Source organism: Burkholderia sp. HI4860, assembly GCF_002223045.2.
Classification (GTDB): Bacteria; Pseudomonadota; Gammaproteobacteria; order Burkholderiales; family Burkholderiaceae; genus Burkholderia.
Genome location: NZ_NKFO02000003.1, coordinates 3,097,588 through 3,115,598, shown reverse-complemented (window position 1 = coordinate 3,115,598; position 18,011 = coordinate 3,097,588). Strand labels below are relative to the sequence as shown.

The 18,011-nt window shown below is 66.3% G+C and carries 17 protein-coding genes; all 17 read right to left on the bottom strand.

The annotated features are described in order from the left end of the window. Window positions 1-57: 57 nt before the first annotated feature. The 17 genes from CFB34_RS29850 to CFB34_RS29770 all read right to left on the bottom strand — a co-directional run bounded on the left by CFB34_RS29850 (window position 58) and on the right by CFB34_RS29770 (window position 17,989). Window positions 58-2,652 (bottom strand): hypothetical protein, encoded by a 2,595-nt coding sequence (locus CFB34_RS29850; RefSeq protein WP_089440527.1) that lies wholly within the window; start codon window positions 2,650-2,652, stop codon window positions 58-60. Beyond that, the gene (locus tag CFB34_RS29845) at window positions 2,653-4,920 is read right to left on the bottom strand and encodes a lytic transglycosylase domain-containing protein (protein ID WP_089440528.1); all 2,268 of its coding nucleotides are present in this window, start codon (window positions 4,918-4,920) and stop codon (window positions 2,653-2,655) included. Then, entirely contained in the window at window positions 4,920-7,031 is a 2,112-nt protein-coding gene (locus CFB34_RS29840) for a hypothetical protein (protein WP_089440529.1), read from the bottom strand. The genes CFB34_RS29845 and CFB34_RS29840 overlap by 1 nt, the downstream gene beginning before the upstream one ends. Continuing rightward, window positions 7,031-7,651: a hypothetical protein gene (locus CFB34_RS29835; protein ID WP_242808711.1), complete on the bottom strand. Its 621-nt coding sequence runs from the start codon at window positions 7,649-7,651 to the stop codon at window positions 7,031-7,033. Before CFB34_RS29835 ends, CFB34_RS29840 begins: the two co-directional genes overlap by 1 nt. Continuing rightward, window positions 7,651-8,076, bottom strand: coding sequence for a GNAT family acetyltransferase (locus CFB34_RS29830; protein WP_089440530.1), 426 nt, complete (start codon window positions 8,074-8,076; stop codon window positions 7,651-7,653). The genes CFB34_RS29835 and CFB34_RS29830 overlap by 1 nt, the downstream gene beginning before the upstream one ends. Continuing rightward, window positions 8,066-10,378, bottom strand: a complete 2,313-nt coding sequence (locus CFB34_RS29825) for a hypothetical protein (protein ID WP_089440531.1) — start codon at window positions 10,376-10,378, stop codon at window positions 8,066-8,068. The genes CFB34_RS29830 and CFB34_RS29825 overlap by 11 nt, the downstream gene beginning before the upstream one ends. Window positions 10,379-10,386: 8 nt before the next feature. Then, window positions 10,387-11,010: a hypothetical protein gene (locus CFB34_RS29820; protein ID WP_089440532.1), complete on the bottom strand. Its 624-nt coding sequence runs from the start codon at window positions 11,008-11,010 to the stop codon at window positions 10,387-10,389. Window positions 11,011-11,021: 11 nt separating this feature from the next. Beyond that, window positions 11,022-11,246 carry a hypothetical protein gene (locus CFB34_RS29815; protein WP_089440533.1) on the bottom strand — a complete coding sequence of 75 codons (225 nt, stop codon included), beginning with the start codon at window positions 11,244-11,246 and terminating at the stop codon, window positions 11,022-11,024. A 63-nt stretch (window positions 11,247-11,309) separates the two neighbouring features. Beyond that, on the bottom strand, window positions 11,310-11,720 hold the full coding sequence (locus tag CFB34_RS29810; RefSeq protein ID WP_089440534.1) for a Bbp16 family capsid cement protein: 411 nt from the start codon (window positions 11,718-11,720) through the stop codon (window positions 11,310-11,312). Window positions 11,721-11,782: 62 nt separating this feature from the next. Next, window positions 11,783-12,775 carry a major capsid protein gene (locus tag CFB34_RS29805; RefSeq protein WP_089440535.1) on the bottom strand — a complete coding sequence of 331 codons (993 nt, stop codon included), beginning with the start codon at window positions 12,773-12,775 and terminating at the stop codon, window positions 11,783-11,785. A gap of 9 nt (window positions 12,776-12,784) precedes the next feature. Next, complete coding sequence (locus CFB34_RS29800) at window positions 12,785-13,549, bottom strand: hypothetical protein (protein ID WP_242808710.1); 765 nt, start codon at window positions 13,547-13,549, stop codon at window positions 12,785-12,787. Between the two features lie 39 nt (window positions 13,550-13,588). Then, complete coding sequence (locus tag CFB34_RS29795; protein WP_089440536.1) at window positions 13,589-13,948, bottom strand: Gp49 family protein; 360 nt, start codon at window positions 13,946-13,948, stop codon at window positions 13,589-13,591. Between the two features lie 12 nt (window positions 13,949-13,960). Beyond that, window positions 13,961-14,305, bottom strand: a complete 345-nt coding sequence (gene gp10, locus CFB34_RS29790) for a capsid staple protein (RefSeq protein ID WP_089440537.1) — start codon at window positions 14,303-14,305, stop codon at window positions 13,961-13,963. Continuing rightward, on the bottom strand, window positions 14,302-14,598 hold the full coding sequence (locus CFB34_RS29785; RefSeq protein ID WP_089440538.1) for a hypothetical protein: 297 nt from the start codon (window positions 14,596-14,598) through the stop codon (window positions 14,302-14,304). Before CFB34_RS29785 ends, gp10 begins: the two co-directional genes overlap by 4 nt. After that, window positions 14,598-16,247: a portal protein gene (locus CFB34_RS29780; RefSeq protein WP_089440539.1), complete on the bottom strand. Its 1,650-nt coding sequence runs from the start codon at window positions 16,245-16,247 to the stop codon at window positions 14,598-14,600. The genes CFB34_RS29785 and CFB34_RS29780 overlap by 1 nt, the downstream gene beginning before the upstream one ends. Next, window positions 16,244-16,471, bottom strand: a complete 228-nt coding sequence (locus tag CFB34_RS29775) for a hypothetical protein (RefSeq protein WP_089440540.1) — start codon at window positions 16,469-16,471, stop codon at window positions 16,244-16,246. Before CFB34_RS29775 ends, CFB34_RS29780 begins: the two co-directional genes overlap by 4 nt. A gap of 96 nt (window positions 16,472-16,567) precedes the next feature. Then, window positions 16,568-17,989, bottom strand: a complete 1,422-nt coding sequence (locus tag CFB34_RS29770; RefSeq protein WP_089440541.1) for a TerL — start codon at window positions 17,987-17,989, stop codon at window positions 16,568-16,570. Window positions 17,990-18,011 lie beyond the last annotated feature (22 nt).

Here is an 18,011-nt window from a genome sequence, read left to right as displayed (position 1 = left end):
ACACAGCCCTATTAGAGACTGCGCCATGCTCCCGCATCGCCCCCGCAGAATCGTGCGTTATTGGTCGTCAAACGCCGCTGCGAGATTTGGCGCGCGCTGCGGCTCACCCGTGCCCGGCGACCAGTAATAGTCGTTGTGGTACTGTGTGCGCGACCGGTTCATGTTCCGCTGCGTCACGCCTGGCGACAGGTTCTCGGCGAGGTTGTCCCAGATCAGGCGGTTCCACACCGTTTTCCAAAACCAGAGATTCACGAGCGGCGTGTTCGATTGCGCGATCTTGAGCAGGTCAGCGCCAACGTGCGTATCCTTGCCCTGCGCTGCGTCCTGCACGTTCGACGAGATCGCGCGCAGGGGTTGGAACATCGTCGACAGCAACGGACCGCCGACCGCACTGCCGAGCAGCGAACCATAGTCGGCGGACTCGAACGCCGCGACCAGCATATCGCCAGCGAAGCCCGCCCCACCCCCGACCGAGAATGCGCGCGTCCAGAAACCGCCCGCGTGCTTCACGTCGTCGAACATCGGTTCCGGATCCTTGCCGGCAAGCAGGTTCTTCGCTTGCGTCGAGATCGCGCCGATCAGCGTCGTGCTCACGACGAGCGCCGCGGCATAGGCCATCGGGTTCGCGAGTGCCGGCGCGCCGTCGACGCGGAAGTCGCCCGAGCGCCGCATATCGCTGATGCGCCCCCAATGCCGCGAGATCATCGCCATCGGGAACGACTTGAACTGCATGAACGACTTTTTCAGTTCGCCCGTGATGGTGCCCGGTGTAGCCGACGCGATCACCTTCGTGCGCAGATCCGGGTTCAGCACAGCGAACTCCCCTTCCTCGCGAATCATGCCGAGCAGCTTCGGCACAACGTCGGCCGCACGCGCGTCGCCGGTCGCATAGAGCGCGTCAGGCGTCAGGTATTCGGCATCGCCATAACGGCCCGGCGTCGCGCGGTTCACGACGGCCCAATCGTCGGCCGTCAGCCCGGCGCGCGTGAGCGCGCGCCGGTCCCATTCGCTCAGGCTGTTCCAGTCGGTACGGCCGATGCCGGCGAGCCCGCGCATCATGTGCGACTGAAACGCCGTGCGCAACGCGTCCGTCCAGCCGGTGACGCCGCCGAACTTCATCGTCGCGGCGGACAGGTTGCGGGCCCACGTCGTCGCAAGGTTGTCGGTGCCCCACCGGTTCAGCCCGTGCTCGAGCGATTCGGCGATCAGCCCTTGCGACGACAGCCACGACCGGAAGTCCTTCGAGCCGGGTGCCATCAGTCGCGCGGCCGTGCCGAGCGACTTGAAGAACGGCACCTTGTTGTAGCCGGCCGTCACGAACATCGTGCCGACGTCGCCCAGCGCCGCGAGGATCGTGCCCTGCAACTTCACGGCGCTGACCGTCGTGCGCAGCGTTTCCATCTTGCGCGCGAGCGCGGGATTGACGGGCGTGTTCGTCGCGCCGGTGACGTAATTCCAGTACGCGCCGATCGACGTCATGCCGCCTTCCAGCGTTCGCATTTCCGTGCCGTCATGCACGGCCGTCAGCTGCATCTGCGTTTTCATGTTGCGGGTCGGGTTGGGCCCGTAACGCTCGACGAGCGCGATGTTCTTCGCCATGCCGCCGACGTGGTCGACCAGCGCATTCAACAGCGAGCCCTCGCCGAACTGGCGGTTGTACTGCATGTGCGCATCCGCATCGCGGAAGTGCAGCACGCGGTGCGCGGAACCGGCGTTTGCACGCGCGGCGTTGCCGGCCGTCTCGCCCGGCACGATCTTGTTGACACCGCCGTACGCGATCGTGTCCCACACGCCCTGCTTGCGCGGCGCAATGTTGCCGCGCGCGGCCGCGTTCGCGCGCTCCCACGCCTCGCGGTCCTCGCCGACCAGCACCTTGCGCAGCTCGACGTCGCTCAGGGGGTTCCCGGCATCGTCGAGGTATTGCGAACGGTCGAGCAACGGCATGACGGCGTCCGCCCACGCGTGCCGCTGCGCATCCGATCCGTTACCGAGCACCTTGCCCTGCGCGTGGCGGATCGGCACGTACCCGTAATCGAGCTCGCCGACGTTGCCGCCGGCGCGGTTGAAGCGCTCGCGCATCGCGCTCGTCGTCTTGCCGATCTGCTCGGCCGCAGCCTTCGCCACCTCGTTGCCCGTCGAGCCGTCCGCACCACGGTACACCTCGCGGATGATGTCGCGCTCCATCGCCGGATTGTCCACATCGAACGCGCGTGCGAGGAAGTTCTGCCCGACTTTCATCGCATCAATCGCATCCATCGTCTGTCGCATGTAATCCGACTTGATCGCGCCGGCGGTCACATAGGTCTGCTCGATGTCGTGGACGACGACCGACTCGCGCGCACGCTTACGGTGAGCGTTTTCGGGATCCGCGTACAGTGCTTCCTGAATCCGGTCGGTCGTCTCGATCTGCTTCGCGATCTGCAGCTGTTTGCGGGCCCGATCGAGCTCGGCCTCGTGCACGAGCTGCTGTCGCGCCCACTCAGCCCCTGCCGCGACCCGGTCGGCCTGCGACATCGACGACCACGCGGCCGGGTCCTGCCGTGCTGTCGAGCGCATGCCCGCGCGCACGCGGTTTTCGATCCCGTCGATCTCGGCTTTCGTGAGCTTCCGGCCGGCGGCCGCCTCGACTGCGTTGACGCACTTCTGATGCATTTAGCCTCCCAGGCTGATGAAGCAGTTCGCGGCAACGTCAAACAGGCCGGCATCCTGCGTGTTCATGGCATGCTCGTCGTCGATCTGCTGCATCAGTTCGGCGACGGTGCCCGTGCGCTCGCCCGCAGGTGTATCGATCGTCACCTGCATATCCGGTCGCAGCGCGGCGGTGTCGCGCAGGTTCGCCTCGATGGCGCGCGCGCTCGGCGCAGCACCGCCGGAAAGCGCTACACCACCGGCCGTGCGCGGCGCAACACCGGCAGAAAGCGTATCGGCGGCCTGCAAAACCGGTTCCTGCGGCTCGCGGTACGTCACCGGTTCGCGCCGCGTCTGCGCGCGCACGACGTCCTCGATGAAGCGCGACAGCGGCGTGCGGCGCGTGGCCGGCGCATCGATCCCGGCGCGCGTCGCGCGCAGGTCGGCCAGCTGCGCATCGAGCGCGCCGAGCTGCCCGTGAGCCTGCTGCGCGCGGGCGTTTTCCTCGATCGCGCCGCGCAGGCGGCTGACCTGCGCCTCATGGTCGGCGACTGCTGCGTCGATCTGCTTCTGCGCTTTCGCGGCCGCGGCCTTGTACTTCATGCCTTGGTCCTGCAGCTGGCGCGTTAGCTCCTTCACACCAGCGGCGGAATCGTCCGGCCGCGCGGCCGTGAGTTGGTCGAGCTCGGCGCGCATCTGCGATACGGCGCCCTGATCGGCGAGGCCGGACGCCTGCTGCGCGACGTCAGTGCGCTGCGCCTCGGCTTCCGCGATCAACGAGTCGAGCGCGGTCGCGCGCGCCGAATCATCGCCGGTCACGAACCGCGCGACGTCCGGGAACTGGCCGGCATCCATCTGGCGGGCGGCCAGTTCGAACGCGTCCTGATGCGCGGCCATCGCGGCGACGTCGTCTGGCCGCCCGAATACGTACGCGTCGTCGATGATCCCCTGCCCGCGTGCCATCAGTGCGGCGTCGACCTGATCCGGCGACACGCGGAACGTTGCCGAGTCGATACCGCGCGTCGCGAGGTAATCGTTCACCCGGTCGAGGTATGCCGCCGTCTCGTTCGCCGGCGGCCGTTCACCGCGCAGGACGGCCGCCGCCTGTTTCGGGCCACCGTTGTAGTCCGCGATCATCGCCTGCAGGTTGCCGCCGTACTGCTTCTGCGTGTCGGCCAGGTACTTCGCCATACCGTCGAGCGCCTGCACCGGGTCTGTCGGATCCGTCACGCCGTATTTGCGCAGGTTCTCGGGCATCATCTGCGAGACGCCGGCCGCGCCCTTCGGCGACACTTGCCCCGAATTCGACTTCTCGCCCGCGTTCTTCAGCGCGAGCATCAGCTCGGGCGGCACGCCGGCCGCCTGCGCGGCCTGCACGGCATACGCGTCAAGCTGCGGTGAGTTGTACGGCAACGAGCGGCGCGCGTCGATCGCGAGCGACTGCAGCGGCGCGGCAGCGGCTGCCGCAGCTGCCGCAGTCTGCCGCGCGGCGCGCGCTGTTGCCGCAGTGTGCGCACCTGCGAACGCGCCGGCCATCAGTGTCGCCGCCGCGATATTCACCGGGTCGAGCGGGTCGATCTGATCGGCGAGGTGATCGTAGTCTGCATTGCGCAGAATCGCCTTCTCGATAGTCGCCTGCGCGATGGCAGCGCCTGGGCCACCCGCCGCAACGAGCCCCACCGTGCGCGCGGCGGTCGTACCCGCCACGGGCAGCACCGCGCCCCCCGCCGCGATCGCCCCTTCGACAGCGCCGACCGCCGTCCGCGTACCGACGTCGACGCCTTGCCGCTTCAAGTCTTCCGCGCGCGACATACCGATCGACGTGCCACCGACAGCCGCGCCAGCCAGCGGGCCCCCTAGCACGGCGGCCGGCACGATCTGCGTCAAACCTGACATCACGCCTTGCACCGTCTGGTCGATCACCGTCGTGCGCGTCGGATCGGGCTTGAACGTGTCGGACAGGTCATACGCGCGCGTGCCGAGCGGCGACTCGAACAGGTGCCCGGCGCGCTGCTTCGTGATAGCCGTGTTCACCTGCTTATCCGCGTCGGCCTGCGCCTGCGGATTGAGCGTGAGCGTGTCGGGGTCGACATAGATCTGGCTCAGGCCGGCGGCCAGATCCGACGCCGCGCCGAACAACGCCGTGCCGCCCTGCCCGAGCCCGCGCCCCACCGCGCGCGCGATCGAAGTGATCGACGTCGACGGATACGTGCGCGGCTCGGGCACGTCGATCTGGTTCTGCCCGCTCAGAAAGCTGGCGGTCTGGTCGGCGTACAGCGAATCGACCGGCATTACATACCTCCCGGAAACGGCATGGTCGGAGATTGTCCGGCCGGTGCCGCGCCGGTCTGTGCGTTCTTCGTCGGGAACGTCAGGTGTACCGTGACCAGCGCACCCGTCTTGTCGGTGACGAACTTCGACCCGGTCGACACCGCGTACGTGCCGCGCACGCCGACGCGCACCAGGCGGTAGCTCGCGAACTGCTTCACGAAGTCAGTGACCGGGATCTCGTGCCCGTTAGCGAGCACGCTGTCGACGCCCGGGTTTTCGATGTTCGCGGCCGTCACCGACTTCACTGCGGTCTGGAAATCTTCCTCGCGCCAGCCGTACGGCATCGCAACGACGTTCGGCTTGCCGTTGATCTGCTGACCGCCTGTCGTCGAGATCCCACCCGTCGCGCCGCTGATTGCGTTTTGCACGTCGGTGCTGCTTGGCTGCGTGCGACCGCCGCGCGCCGCGCTGCCGGCCGCGATGAAGTACGCGGCCTCCTTCGCATCGTCGGCCTGCTCGGGTGGCAGGGAGTCACCGATCGCGTTCGCGATCGTGGCGCGCATGCCCGTGCCAGCGACCTCGTCGAGCTTCACGGTCTTGTCCTTCAGTGCCTGCGCGCCGGTCAGAATGAACGTGCTGAGCGGCGCGCCGCTCGTCGTCATCAACGGCTTGCCGCCCGTATCGGCCGCTCCCGCCTTCAGTGCGAGCGCCATCGCCGGGCTCTTTTCCTTCCACTGCGCGGCGAGATCCGCGATGCGGCCGGCGTTGCCGTACGCCTGACCGATCTGGTTCAGCGCTTGCGCCTTCGTGTCGATCGGCAGCGCGTCGACGGCGGTCAGCACGGTCTGCGCCTCGGCGGGCGTCATTAGCGATACACGCCGGCCGGCCGCCGCCTCAACCGCGCCAGCTGCTTGCGCACGTCCGGCGAGCGACGCGACGAGGCCCGGCACGCTCGACGTGTCGACCTGCGGCACGCCCTGCACTACGCCGCGGTCGAGCGCTGCATTCCACGGGTCAGCCTTGTACGCGGCGACGCTCGCCGTATGAATTTGTTCGAGCTGCTTCACGGCCGCCGCCTGATCCGGATCGGTGCCGCGCGTTGCTGCTTCGGTCTGGTACTGCTGCAGCGTCGCGGCCTGCTGCGACAGTGACGCACTCGCGAAGCCCGCACGCTGACTCGCCATGCCGATCAGCTCACGCACTGCGCCGGCCACGGTCGTGCCCTGCGTGCCGGTGAGCAACTGGTTCGTGAATTCGGGGCTCAGCTGCTTCCCTTCGTTCACGAGCGTCAGGGCCTGGTTATGCAGGTCGACGGCGGCATTCTCCCGCTGCAGCGCGTCGCGCTCGGCCGCGTTCTGCTGCTGCGCGACGAGCGTGCGCGCGTGCGCCTGTAGCGTGACGAGCTTGTGCGGCGGCAAATCGCCGACCCACTCGTAACCCGCCGGCAGCGGCTGATCGGGCTTTTGCGTCATCACGCCAAGCGCCGCCTCGGGGTCGGCCGACACCATGCGCATGCCGGCCGCCGTTGACGCCACGTCCTTGAAGTTCTCGACGAGCTTCGCCTTCGTCTGCGGGTCGAGCTGCGCCGTGTCGATCAGCGCAAGCTGCGAGGCGCGCGTCGAACCGTACAGGGTCGGGTCCATCGCAATCGCGCGCGCGGCAGTGTCGTTGCCTTGCTGGTACTGGTTGACGTTGTACGCGCGGTGCTGCTCGGCCTGCCACGTAACGGCCTGCCCGGCGAGCGACGTGCGCAGGTCGCCGAGCTGCACCGTGTAGAAGCGCTTCGCGGGCCCGTCCGGCATCTGCTGAAGTTGCTGCTGCGCGTAGTCGTCGAACCCCCGGATCAGATTGGGCGTGAAATCCGGCGCGCCGGGCGCGGCGTTGTCCTTCGCCGTCTGCATGTTTTGCAGCCAGGTAACGCGATCGTCACCGATCTGGCGCGCGACGGTAGCCTGCTCGTCCTGCCGCTTTTGCGTTTCGAGCACGCCCGCCACCTGGCCGACGGCCGCGCCGACCTGCTGCACTGCGCTGCCCGTGCTGTCGTCGACAACGGTCAACGGCGCGCGCGCGCCGGACGGCTGTAGCGTGGGCGTGACCTGCGAGTTATAGACGGGGATCCGAATTCCAGCCATTACAGACCTCCCGTGAAGCCGAACTTATTCGCGCCCGAATACAACCCCGCCGTCATGTTGCCAGCGCGCCCGAACGACGACAGCCCGCCGAGCGGCGAGAACGATCCGCCCGTGCTGCTCGAGAACAGGCTGCCGCCGGTCTTCGCGTACGACGCGACGCCGCCGAGCAGCGACGCGGCCGCCGAGATCCCGCCGGCGACCAAGCTGTTGTTTGCGCTCGCGCGCGCCGTGCGCGCGGCGTACCGATCCTGCTGTGCCTGGTCTTCGAGCGACTGGCCCTGCAGAATCCCTTGATAACGCGTCTGTAGTGCGTCGAGCTCGGCGTTGCGCACGCTCTGCACCTGCGTGTCGAGCGCGGAACCTGCGTTCGGATTGAAGCCAGATTCGGCCACGGCCGCGCGCTGCTCGCCAAGCTGCTGCCCGGCCTGCGCGCGCTGCGCCGTCTCGCGGTTCACGTTCTGCGCGTAGACCTGCGAGGCCTGTTGGTCGGAAAGCGCGGCATTGCGGTCAAGCGCGGCAGCCTGCTGGTTCGCCTGCGCCGACTTCGCCATGCCGCCCGAGATCGCGCCGACCGTCGAAATCGCGGCGCTACCAATGGTCAGTGCGGATACCGGATCCACTATTTCACCCTCGCAAAAAGAATCACGTCCCGCCCATCGACGGTGTATTTCCGACGTACGCCCTCGTTCACGAACCCGAGGTGTTCCGCCCAGGCGATGCCGGCCGCGTGCGACGCATCGACGTCCATTTCGATTCGGCGCCACGGCGCATCGTCGAGCACTGCGCGCACCATCCGATGCGCTGGCCGGAACCGCCGCAGCAACGCCGACGAGATCAGCGTCCACGCCTGCGCACGGTTCTCCCAAATTTCGACAATGCCGCCGCACCCGAGCACCGCGTCGCCGTCGACGATCGCCCAACCGACGCGGGTCAGCGTGCACAGCTTCTCGGCGTATTCGCGCGTCAGCGCGCCCGCAACGCCGGCCTGCGCTGGCTGCAGGTCGACGGCGAGAATGTGCGCGGGCGTCAGGTGTTCAGCGATCATCCTGCGTGTCCTCGATCGGGAAGAAGCCGAGAAGCGTCACGGGCAACGGTTGGTCATTTTGGTAGCAGATCCAGGACTGACCCTCGTAGCCGCCGCGCCAGTCCGACTTCATGTCGCCGTCGAACAACGGCACCGCGTTGTCCATCGCGTTCGACGGCTTACGGAAATTCAGCGGTTCGAGATCGGCGTCTTTGAACGACGGGCCTACGGCGCCGCCCTGGCTCCGCGAGAAGCGCGTCACGACGTTCGATACGCGCTTGGTCTTTCCTTGTGCTGTCCCGTTTGCGGCGCCGGCGTTCAGCTGCATAGTTTGGATACGACATTTCGTCGGAACTCCGATGTGCACGATCGACGCGGGCCAATCGAGCGCGATCGCGCCGCCTGCCACCGTACGCGATGGGTGCACCGCGCCGTCGGTCAGCACGGCAACCGTGATGCCTTCAAGGTGCGTGAGCCCGGAAATCTCGGTCGTCGGCGCGCCGCTGTACGTAATTCCGGCGTCGACGTAGAACGCGGACGACTGCGCTTCATCGTCCTGCAATGACGGGTTCAGGTATTCGACATAGCGCACCGTCTGCCCGTTGATCTGGCGCCGGGCGATCACCCACAGGTCGTCGGCTGCGCCGTCCGGCGCGGGCATCGACGCAACGCACTCGACGAAACCGTTCGCGTCCGGATGGCGATGCCAGCCGTAGACGTCGCTGCGCCCCGCTTCTTCGTCGTACGTGCACCCGATCAGCTGCCCGTCGGCGCGAGCGGCCCACACGACGGAGTGCGGCTCCTGCTGGTAGCAGAGGGACATGATCCCGTTGTTCGAGCCGACGCGACCACGTGTCACGTGGTCAGCGATCTTCGTGACGTCCGTGGACACGTAGTTGTCGGACGAAAAGTCGTATTTGAAGTCGCGCAGCTTGCGACCGCTCTTTTGCGCGAACAGGATCGTGCCGCCGACCTGCACCGGCTGCAGACGTTTCGAACCGTATGACGTCCGACGCGCGGCGTTCAGGTTCGTTGCGCTGACTGGTTGCGACGCGTTCGCGGGCCCGACAACCCACTCGTCGCCGGTCATGCCGATCATCAGGCTGTCGGCTTCGACCATCCACGCCAGCTTGTTGAGCTGGCGGGCGTTGAGCTGCTGCACGATCGCCGAGTCGTCGGTCTGCTGGTCGGCATCCTTCGATGCAAAGTTTTCGAAATCAGCGGACACGCTGCCGACGAGCCAGCGATCGCGCATCATCCATAGCCGGTTGCGCCAGAACGTACCCATCTGCGGATAGCCGTCGTCCGCGTTGAACAGCGACCGCGCCCACTTGTACGTGCCCGTTGACACGATTTGCGACGGAATCACGATCTGTTCCGACGAGTCGCCCGTCGTTACGACGCCCGTTGCGTGCTGCGCATCGGTCACGCTGGTGATTTTCACCATCGCATATCCCGAGTGCTGGTAGCGCCACATCGCACCGATCGCGCCGAAGTTGTCGTTCGGCAGATCCTGAAAATCGCCGTCGGCGCGCTCGCCTTGGGTGTGCGTCGGCGTCTCGGATCCCGTGACCTGGAATTCACCCGGCACGTCGCCGCCGATTGCGGTGCACAGATACGTGCGTGAATTCACACGTCGGATATCACCGACGAGAATGCGCTGATGCACAATCCACGGCAGGTGGGCCGAGTTGTCGTATTGCTCCAGATAGAACAGCGTGCCGACATCCGACGCGCGGAAGACGTTGCCGCCCGTCGCCGTGAGCGTCACGGCGCCCGACTGCGCCGACGCCTTGACGGTGACGCCCTGGTCGATGTTCACGCTCGCGAACGGGCCGGAGACGAACGTGACCGGCTGCAGTTCGAAGGTGGTCGCGGTGGTGCGCAGCAGCTTCTGCGTGGGATACGAACCGTGGAACAAGTACATCGTGTCCGCGCTTTGCGTCACACGAATCGCGAACGTGCCGTCGACCGTCGTCAAATCGGCAAGCGAATACGGCGTCGCGATCTCGACCGGCGTACCGCCGTCAATAAGCTGGCCGCGGTTCACGTAGAACCGAATGTAGCGATCGCCGAATTCGAGCATGTACGCGATGCCGTCCGACACGATGAACGGCAGCAGCCACGCCTGCTTGCCAGAATCCTTCACCGCCGCGACAAAGCGCTTGCCGCCTCGGCGCACTGCCGGGCCTTGCACCGTCGCGATGAAGTTCTCGAGCAGCATGCAGCCGTTGCCGTACTTCGCCAGATCGACACGTGCGCCAAGCAGCGGCGACAGTTCGCCAGCATCGAACGAAACTTGCTGCGGTGCGGCCTTCGCCATGCGTCCTCCTAGCGACGAATGATCGGTGTCTCGCCCGGGAACGGGATGCCGTTGCGCGCTTCGAGCCACGTGTCCTCGCCGATCGGCTGCGACGGGCGATCGATCGCATTGACTCGGATCGCCTTCGCGACAGCCTGCTCGTGTTCAGCCCATGCCGCCTGGCGCTTCGTCGCGCTCTGCGTAAGGCTCTCGCACGACTCGGCTGCCAGGCGGCACGCGAACACCTCGCGGAACAACGCGTCCATCGCGTTCGGATCCGTGACGCGCTTCGTATAGCGGATGTACAACGGCGCCTGCAGATCGGTCAGAATGTTCCCCGATTCGATGCTGAACAGGCCGCGCGTGTCAGTGCGCGGGTAGACGAGGAATTGCCCGATCTGGATCAGGCGAATGAAGTCGGCCGGCAGTCGATACTGGTAGCCAAACCCGAACAGCGGCGCATCGGCAAGCGCGGCGAGCTGCGCGCGCGTCTTCGCGAACGACCAGACGTGCTCACGCAGGCATGCGTCAAGCACATCGTCGTACATCGAATTCAGCGTGGCCGCTGCCTTCGAGTCCTCATCGAGCGAAGTGATGCGCGCCGACCCAAGCTTGGTCAGCGCGCGATTCGCGATACCTACCTGCGACGCCATTCGTCAGTCCGTTACCGCAGATCGTCGCCGGCCTGCTCGCCGGACGAGCCGGAACCATTCTTCTGATCCGTGCTCGATGCGCTGTCGCTGCGACCACGGGCTTTTGGGCCGTCGGCCGCCTCGTCAGCCGGAACGAACCATTTCGCCTTCTCACCCTTCGCGACTTCGAACACCGCACCTACGCGCTTACGGGTGCCCTTGTAGAAGCCCGTTTGAATCGCCTTGACCTTCGGCATGTCTTACCTCGTTGTGTGCGTTGAGCGGGCGGCGATAGCCACCCATCGATCAGCTGTCGCGGGTTACGCGATACCGTCCGGGTATGCCTGCCACGCCGTCGGATCCTGATCGGTCAGGAACGCGTTGAGCGTGACGCCCGGCGTCGTGCCACCGAGCGTGTAGTTCAGGCGCAGATAACGCTCGTTTGCGAACGGCATGCCGAGTACCAGGCGCTGCCCGGCAGTCAGTGCGGCAGCAGCCGGCGTCACCGATGCGATCTTCGTCGGCGAGGCGAAACCGGAGTTGTCGTCGGTTTCCAGATCGATCGTGTAGGTGCCCGTGCCGATGGCAGCGGCTGCGACCGAGACGACAATCCACAGCGGTCGGCCGGGCCCGATGTCGCGGTCACTGCCGAGATCAATGATGTTCGTCGATGCGCCCGACGCCGACAGCGCCTGCGCACGCGAGAATTCGAGAAGCGAGTCGATGTACATTGCGGTGTCCTTTCGAATGGGTTCGGTGAGAGTGGGCGACGCGCAAGCGCCGTCCCGCCGCGTTAGACGACGCGCGATTCCGAGTTGAGGATTGCGTCGGTACGGCGCACCGGAATGCCGTCGAACATCATCACGCGCTGACCCGACACGGTGTCCCACGTCAGGTTGTTCGCGATCTTGTCGATGATGCCGAGGCGCAGCTTTTCGCGGATATTGCGGTTGACGTACCACGCCGCGCGGCCCATGCCGAACTGCGGGATACGTTCCGACGCCATGATCATGTAGCGGATCAGCGCCTGCGTATTCGCCGACGTCGCGAGATCGGACACGTCGATGTTGCAGACGCGCGCCACGTAGCGCCAGTCGCGCAGCGTGAAACCGAGATCCCACTTGTAGTGGGTGCGGTACGCTTCCATGCGCCCACCGGCACCGTCCGCGTTCTCGACCGTAACCTGACCCTTGTCGGTCACGCTCAGCCCGGTCTGCGAACCCTTCGGCGTGATCATGTGCGCCGTATTCGGCCCCCACACGACCAACCAGATCGAGGTGTTGTCGGCACTCGTGCCGCCCGCGTCGACGATGTTGTCGGCGTTCTGCGCGGACAGCGAGTTGTAGCGCGGCGCAAGGCCGGTGAACTCGGCGGGGGCCGATCCTTCGTTGCCGTAGATCAGCGTTTGCGCGGCTTCCTGGTTGATGCCCTCGATGTGCGCGTGATCCTCCGACAAACGGAACGACATCGCATTGCCGTTCAGATCGGCGAGTGCCTTGTCGACCTCGGCGTAATCTTCGAGCATGCCGCAGTTGTCGGTGACCTGCACCTTCGTCGCCTTCGTCGGCTGAACACCGCCGTACAACTTGCGCCACGTCGGCGTCGGCAAGCCCGAACGGATCGACGTGCGGTTGCCGGTCGGAAGGTTGCCCTCGACAAACGTCGCATCCTTGAGGATCTCGTTCGTCTGGTCGAGAATCTCGATCGTCTGCGCGACCGAGCCGTCCGGATCGAGGCCCTTCGCGATGTCGGCGAGGGTCGGGTTGTTCGTTGCAAGAGTGACCATGGATGCTCCTTACGTTTTCGTGTTGGCGTAGAACTTCGCAGCGCGTTGTTCTTGGGTGAGCGCCGCGCCGCTGCTACCGCCATCGCCACCCGGATTCAAAGTTCCTTCGCTCAGCGACGCGCCGATCTGCGAGAACACCTTGATCGTTGCTGCGTCGCCGGCTGCGCCCGCGAGCTTGTCGATCACCTCGCCCGACACACCGAACTTGCGCATCGCCTGGCGGCCGAGCTCGATGTTCTTGTCGTAGTCGGTGCCCCACTCGCTTTTCAACGTCGTGAGCTCCGCTTCGCCCTTCGCCAGTCGTGCGGCCTCGGCTGCCGTGTTCTGCTCGCCGACGTAACCGTTCCACTTCGCGGCCAGCGCCTTCGCGGCCTCGGCCGGGATGCCGGCCTCGTGGAACCACGTCGCCGCAGTCTTCGCGAAGTCGCCATCGCCGAGCTGGTATTCCTCGACACTCGCCGGCACCGCATGCTTCGCTTCAAACTCGCGCATCGCCTTCACCGCCTCGCCCGCGTCCTTGAAGCCCTTGGCTTCGACGAACTGGCGCAGGTCAGCGTCGGCGATAGATTGCAGCCACGTCGGCGCAGAATCGTGCGTGCCTGCTGCGGGCGGCGTGGCACCATCGGCCGGTGCCGCGCCGGTCGCGGGTTGACCGCCTTCGGCAGCAGGCGTGCCGGTCGCTGCTGCGGCAGCCGGTGCGCCGCCAGTCGGCTCGCCGGTCGTGCCGGATTCGCCTTCGAGCAATCGGAATTTGCGGAACATGCGGAAAAACATGGAACCTCCTGAATCGGTTGGTTACGGTAAAGCGCGCGATTACGCGGCGTCGTGCAGACGCTGCTTCAGCAGATAGCCTTCGAGCGGCCAAATCTTCTGCACGGCGTTCGCGCGCGCCACCTTGCGGCCGATCTCGGCGTCGAAGTTCTCGGGGCTTGCGCACGCGCTTTCGCCAGTCACGGTGAAGCCGTTGCGCAACACGAGCACGCAGAACGTCAGCAGCTCCAGCTCCCACGGCGAATGGAGGGTGGACACCTCGCGGTAGCAGCGTCCGGCAATTCCCTCGCCCGCCGTGAAGTAGTGCTCGCTGGCGATGACCGCCTCTATTTCGTCCGGCGTGACGCGCGGCGCTGTCTTGCCCTTGGCGATGATTTCCTGCTCAATTTCGCTGCCGTTCACGGGAAGCTCCTATCAGGTTGTCGGGGTGTTGGCGTAGAACTTCGCCGCGCGCTGCTCGGGCGACTGCGTCTCGGGTGCGAGCGCCATGTCGGTGATCTGCAGCGACAGGCTCGTGTCGGTGCCCTTCTGGTTCTCGTACTGGCTCTTGCTGCACACCTCGACGCGAGCCATCAGCGTCAGCGGCGCGCCGACGTCGGGCAGCGCGGTCATACCGAGCTTTGCCAGCACCTCGTCGTCCAGGTAGATCGACAGCCCGCACGGGTACGCGGGCTGGTCTTCCGGCGCGGCCATTGCCGTGCCTTCGTTGGCTTCGGTCTTCGCCTCGGCGGGCGTTAGCTTCATCGATACGAGATTCATTCGGGGGCCTCGTCCTTCAGGGAGTTGAGCTGTTCGTCGTCCATCCCGAGGATCTGGATCAGGCGCACGAACACCTCGCGCCGGCCCTCGGCGACCATCGTCGCAAGCGGATCGATCGTGCGCTGCACGGGAGACGTGATCACGGTCGACTGGTTGGCGCGGCAGAACTGCGCGAGATCCGCGAGCACGGCCTCGCCGGCCGGCGTCAGCTTCCCTCGCTCGTCACAGAAGCACCGTCGGTATTGCTCGCGGCGGTTCCAGAATCTGAGAAAGCGGCTGATCGGCGCGCGCATCACACCCTCGCCGTCTGCGCCGCTGTCGACGCGTCAGTAAGATCCTTGATTGCGCCAGCCGCCACCGGCGCCGCGGCGAGCATTTGCTGCATCTGCGCGGCCTGCGCCTCGGCGGCCTGCTGCGCCTGCAGTTCCTCGTCGGTGTTCATGGCCTCGACCGGGACGCCACCGGAATCGGCGAGCAAGCGCGCGATGCGTGCGCCATTCGGCACCTTCGCGGCAGCCGGGTCGAACTGCGAGACGACGCCGAGCTGCTGCAGCCACTGCAGCGTCGCGGTGCTCGCGCCGGCGCGCATTGCCTTGTTGAGCGGGCTGTCGTAGTCGATGTCCACGTCGGCGCCCGCATCGATCAGTTCCTGCGGCATCTGCGGCAGCTGGCCGGCCTCGGCGAGGATGTCGACCTCGCGCGCGATCATCGGGCCGAGCAGTTCCGACTGCGTGCGGCCAAGCGTTGGCGCGAGCAGCACGCCTTTCTCCTGCGCGCGCTGCAACACCTCGGTCGCGGTCATGTCGCCGCTGTCGACGAGGATCTGGAACAGCGTGACGTAGAACCACTGGTTGATCGTCTGCCGAGTGTCCTGCGCGAACTCGATGCCGATCTGCGCCTGCTTGCCCGTGAGCAGCGGCTTCACCATCTCGTTGCCCTTCTCGTCCAGGCCGCCCCAGTTGAGCGAGCCGGAACGCAGATCGAAGCCTTCGAGCACGCCGTCCTCGCTCGCGAGTAGCGGTGGGTCGACGAGCTTCTGCGCGCCGCGGATGTTCGTCTTCGCCATGTCGTTCGCCATGCGGATGTCCGGCATGGCGTCGTATGCGGGGCTGCCGCCGTACACATCGGCGGTGCCGACGTAGAAGCGCCCGATCGCGAACGGGAATGTGCGGAACCCACTGTTCTGCACGATGCGGTCGCGGCCCTCGTCGAGCCAGTACGACGCGAACTGCATGTTGCGGCCGTCGAGCTTGCGCGGATCGCGATCGGCGCGCGGCTCGACAGCGTGGTAGAACATCGCGGATTTCTCGGGGTCGCGTTCGAGCGCAGACTGCATCGACGGCGACAGGTTCTCGCGGCCAAAGCGCTGCGCAGCCTGGCGCAGCGTCAGTTCCCACTGCACATGCGTCTTATCGATCAGCCCCGCATTGTTCTCGGCGAACCAGAGGCGCTGCATCGGTACGTTGCGATAGACGATGCCTTTGCCGACGTCGTGCTCGATCATCAGCGCGCCAGGCCCGAACAGGCCGATGCTCTGGTACGTCGCGCCCATCTGCGTGACAAAGCCGCCCTGCCAGCGGTAGCGAACGGCGAACAGCGTGCGCACGACCTGCTGCAAGTACGCCTTCACCGACGCGATCTCGTTCAACGATTCATCGCCCGTTTTCAGCCGGTGCCATTCCTGCGTCGCCGGCGTGATCATGGAATCCATCGCGGCGACGAAGTTGCGCAGCGCCAGCGGCGCGGTCGAGTCGAACATCTTCTGCGAGCGCTCGCGGCCCTTCTCGCTGTCCGGGCGCGGGAGCTGGCCGAACTTGTCGAGGCGCGGCATCAGGTAGTCGATGACGTCGTTCCACACCGCCTCGTACGACTGCCGCTTTTCCTTCATGCGGCCGTGGTCGGCGTTCAGTGCCTGCAGCAGCTTCGCGTCGTCGTTCGTCATTGGCCAAGCATGACTTTGCCGGCGGCGCTCGCCGCAGGCGCGTTGACGGACGACGAGCTGACCGACGCCGAATCGCCTGCGAGGATCGTCGCGGCGGTACCGCGGCGCTTGCGCAGCTTCGCGGTCGCGTCATCGGCGGCCGCTGTCGTGTCGGTCGTGGCTTGCGTGTTGTCGGGCAGCGGGGCCGCTGCCGGGATATCAGGGCTCAGCCCGAGGAATTTCATGCGCCTCTCCGGAGATTCCCGAAGAGGCTAGGCGGTCACGCGCGCAGAATCGTGCGTAGTTGGCGGTAGATGGCCGTCGGTGGTAGTCGATGGAGCTCAGTCCGTCGTCGCGCGGTTCGGCCGCTTGCCGCCGGTACGCTTCACGCGCACCAGGTGCTTGTGCTCGCCGGCGCCCACCAGCAGATACTGGCTCGCCTCGGCCACGTGCGAGTACATGTTCTTGTCCGCCTTGTCCGCGTACCGCTCGCCGCTCACGGCCATGCGGCGAAAGCAGTAGCCGCCCGACAGCGCCTTGCGCAGCGTGCGGCAATCCGGGTGCACGAGCAGCCCCGGCTCGCCGTCGATGATCCGCGTCAGCGCCTCGTCGACGGCGCCGTAGCGCAGCGCCGTGTCGTTCGTCGGCGCGGGCTTCGCCTCGAAGCCGGCCGCACGCAGGATCCGGAACGGTGTGTCCTCGTCGTCGGCCTGCGACCGCTGATCGCCCGCCGGGTCACCGTAGATGCCCGCGACCTCAAAGCCCGGGTAGATCTCGGCGAGGTGGCGTTTCAGCTCGATCCCGAACTTCTTCGCGCCCATGCTGGTGGCCACGACCTCCGACCGGATGCGCCAGCCGCCCATCGGCTTACGCTGCCCGATCACCGCGGCCGGCGTCAGACCGAAGTCCATCCCGATCCAGAGCGGTTGCGACTTCACGAGCTCGAACGGTTTGCAGTGCAGTGAATCGGCATAGTCCGGATGCACCGGCTTACCGTCGACGACGAATCCGTAGTCGTTGCCGAGGTTCACCTTGATCCAGTCGAATTTCTTGCCCTGCATGCCGCGCTCGTAGTAGCCCGGCGGCAGGTTGTCGATGTTCTCCGCGAGCGGGTTCACGATCCACCGATCGCCGTCGCGCACGACGCCGCCCGGCTGCCGGAAGAACGCGTAGCCCTCGGGCTTCGTTTCCTCGGCGAGCACGTAGTACCAGTGGTCGGAGTCCGGCGCGTTCGTGTCGCCAAAGATGCCGTACCAGGTCGGGTGCACGTCCTTCGGGTAGCGGCCGACACGCAGGTCGAGCATGTCGAGGATCGGCTTCGCGAGTTCCTTCACCTCGTTCAGCCAGGCGAACGTGAGCTGCATGCCGCGCAGCTTGCGCTCGTGCTCGGGGCGATCGAGCGCGATGAAGACCATTTCGGCTTCGACGCTCGTGCCGTCCTCGAGCTCGAACGACAGGTAGTGCGTCGGCGGTTCGAGGCCACCGCCCACCCACCGGCCGAGATCGCCGAACATGTCGAGCCAGTCCTTCGCGGTCGTCGACAGCAGGTCGGGGTAGGTGTTCCGCACGGCCGCGCCGCGCGAGCGCCGCACGCCGTCGGCGTCGGGCTCCTGCTCGCACATGATCCGGAACGCCTTCCAGCAACTTGCGTTCGTCTTGCCGCTGCCGAGCGGGCCCATGATGAACGAGCGCGACGCGCGGGACAGGATGTATTGCTCGAGCGTCGCGCCCTGCGGCTTGTAGTGGAATTCGATTTCGCTCATGGAAAACCGGGCGTAGCGCCCG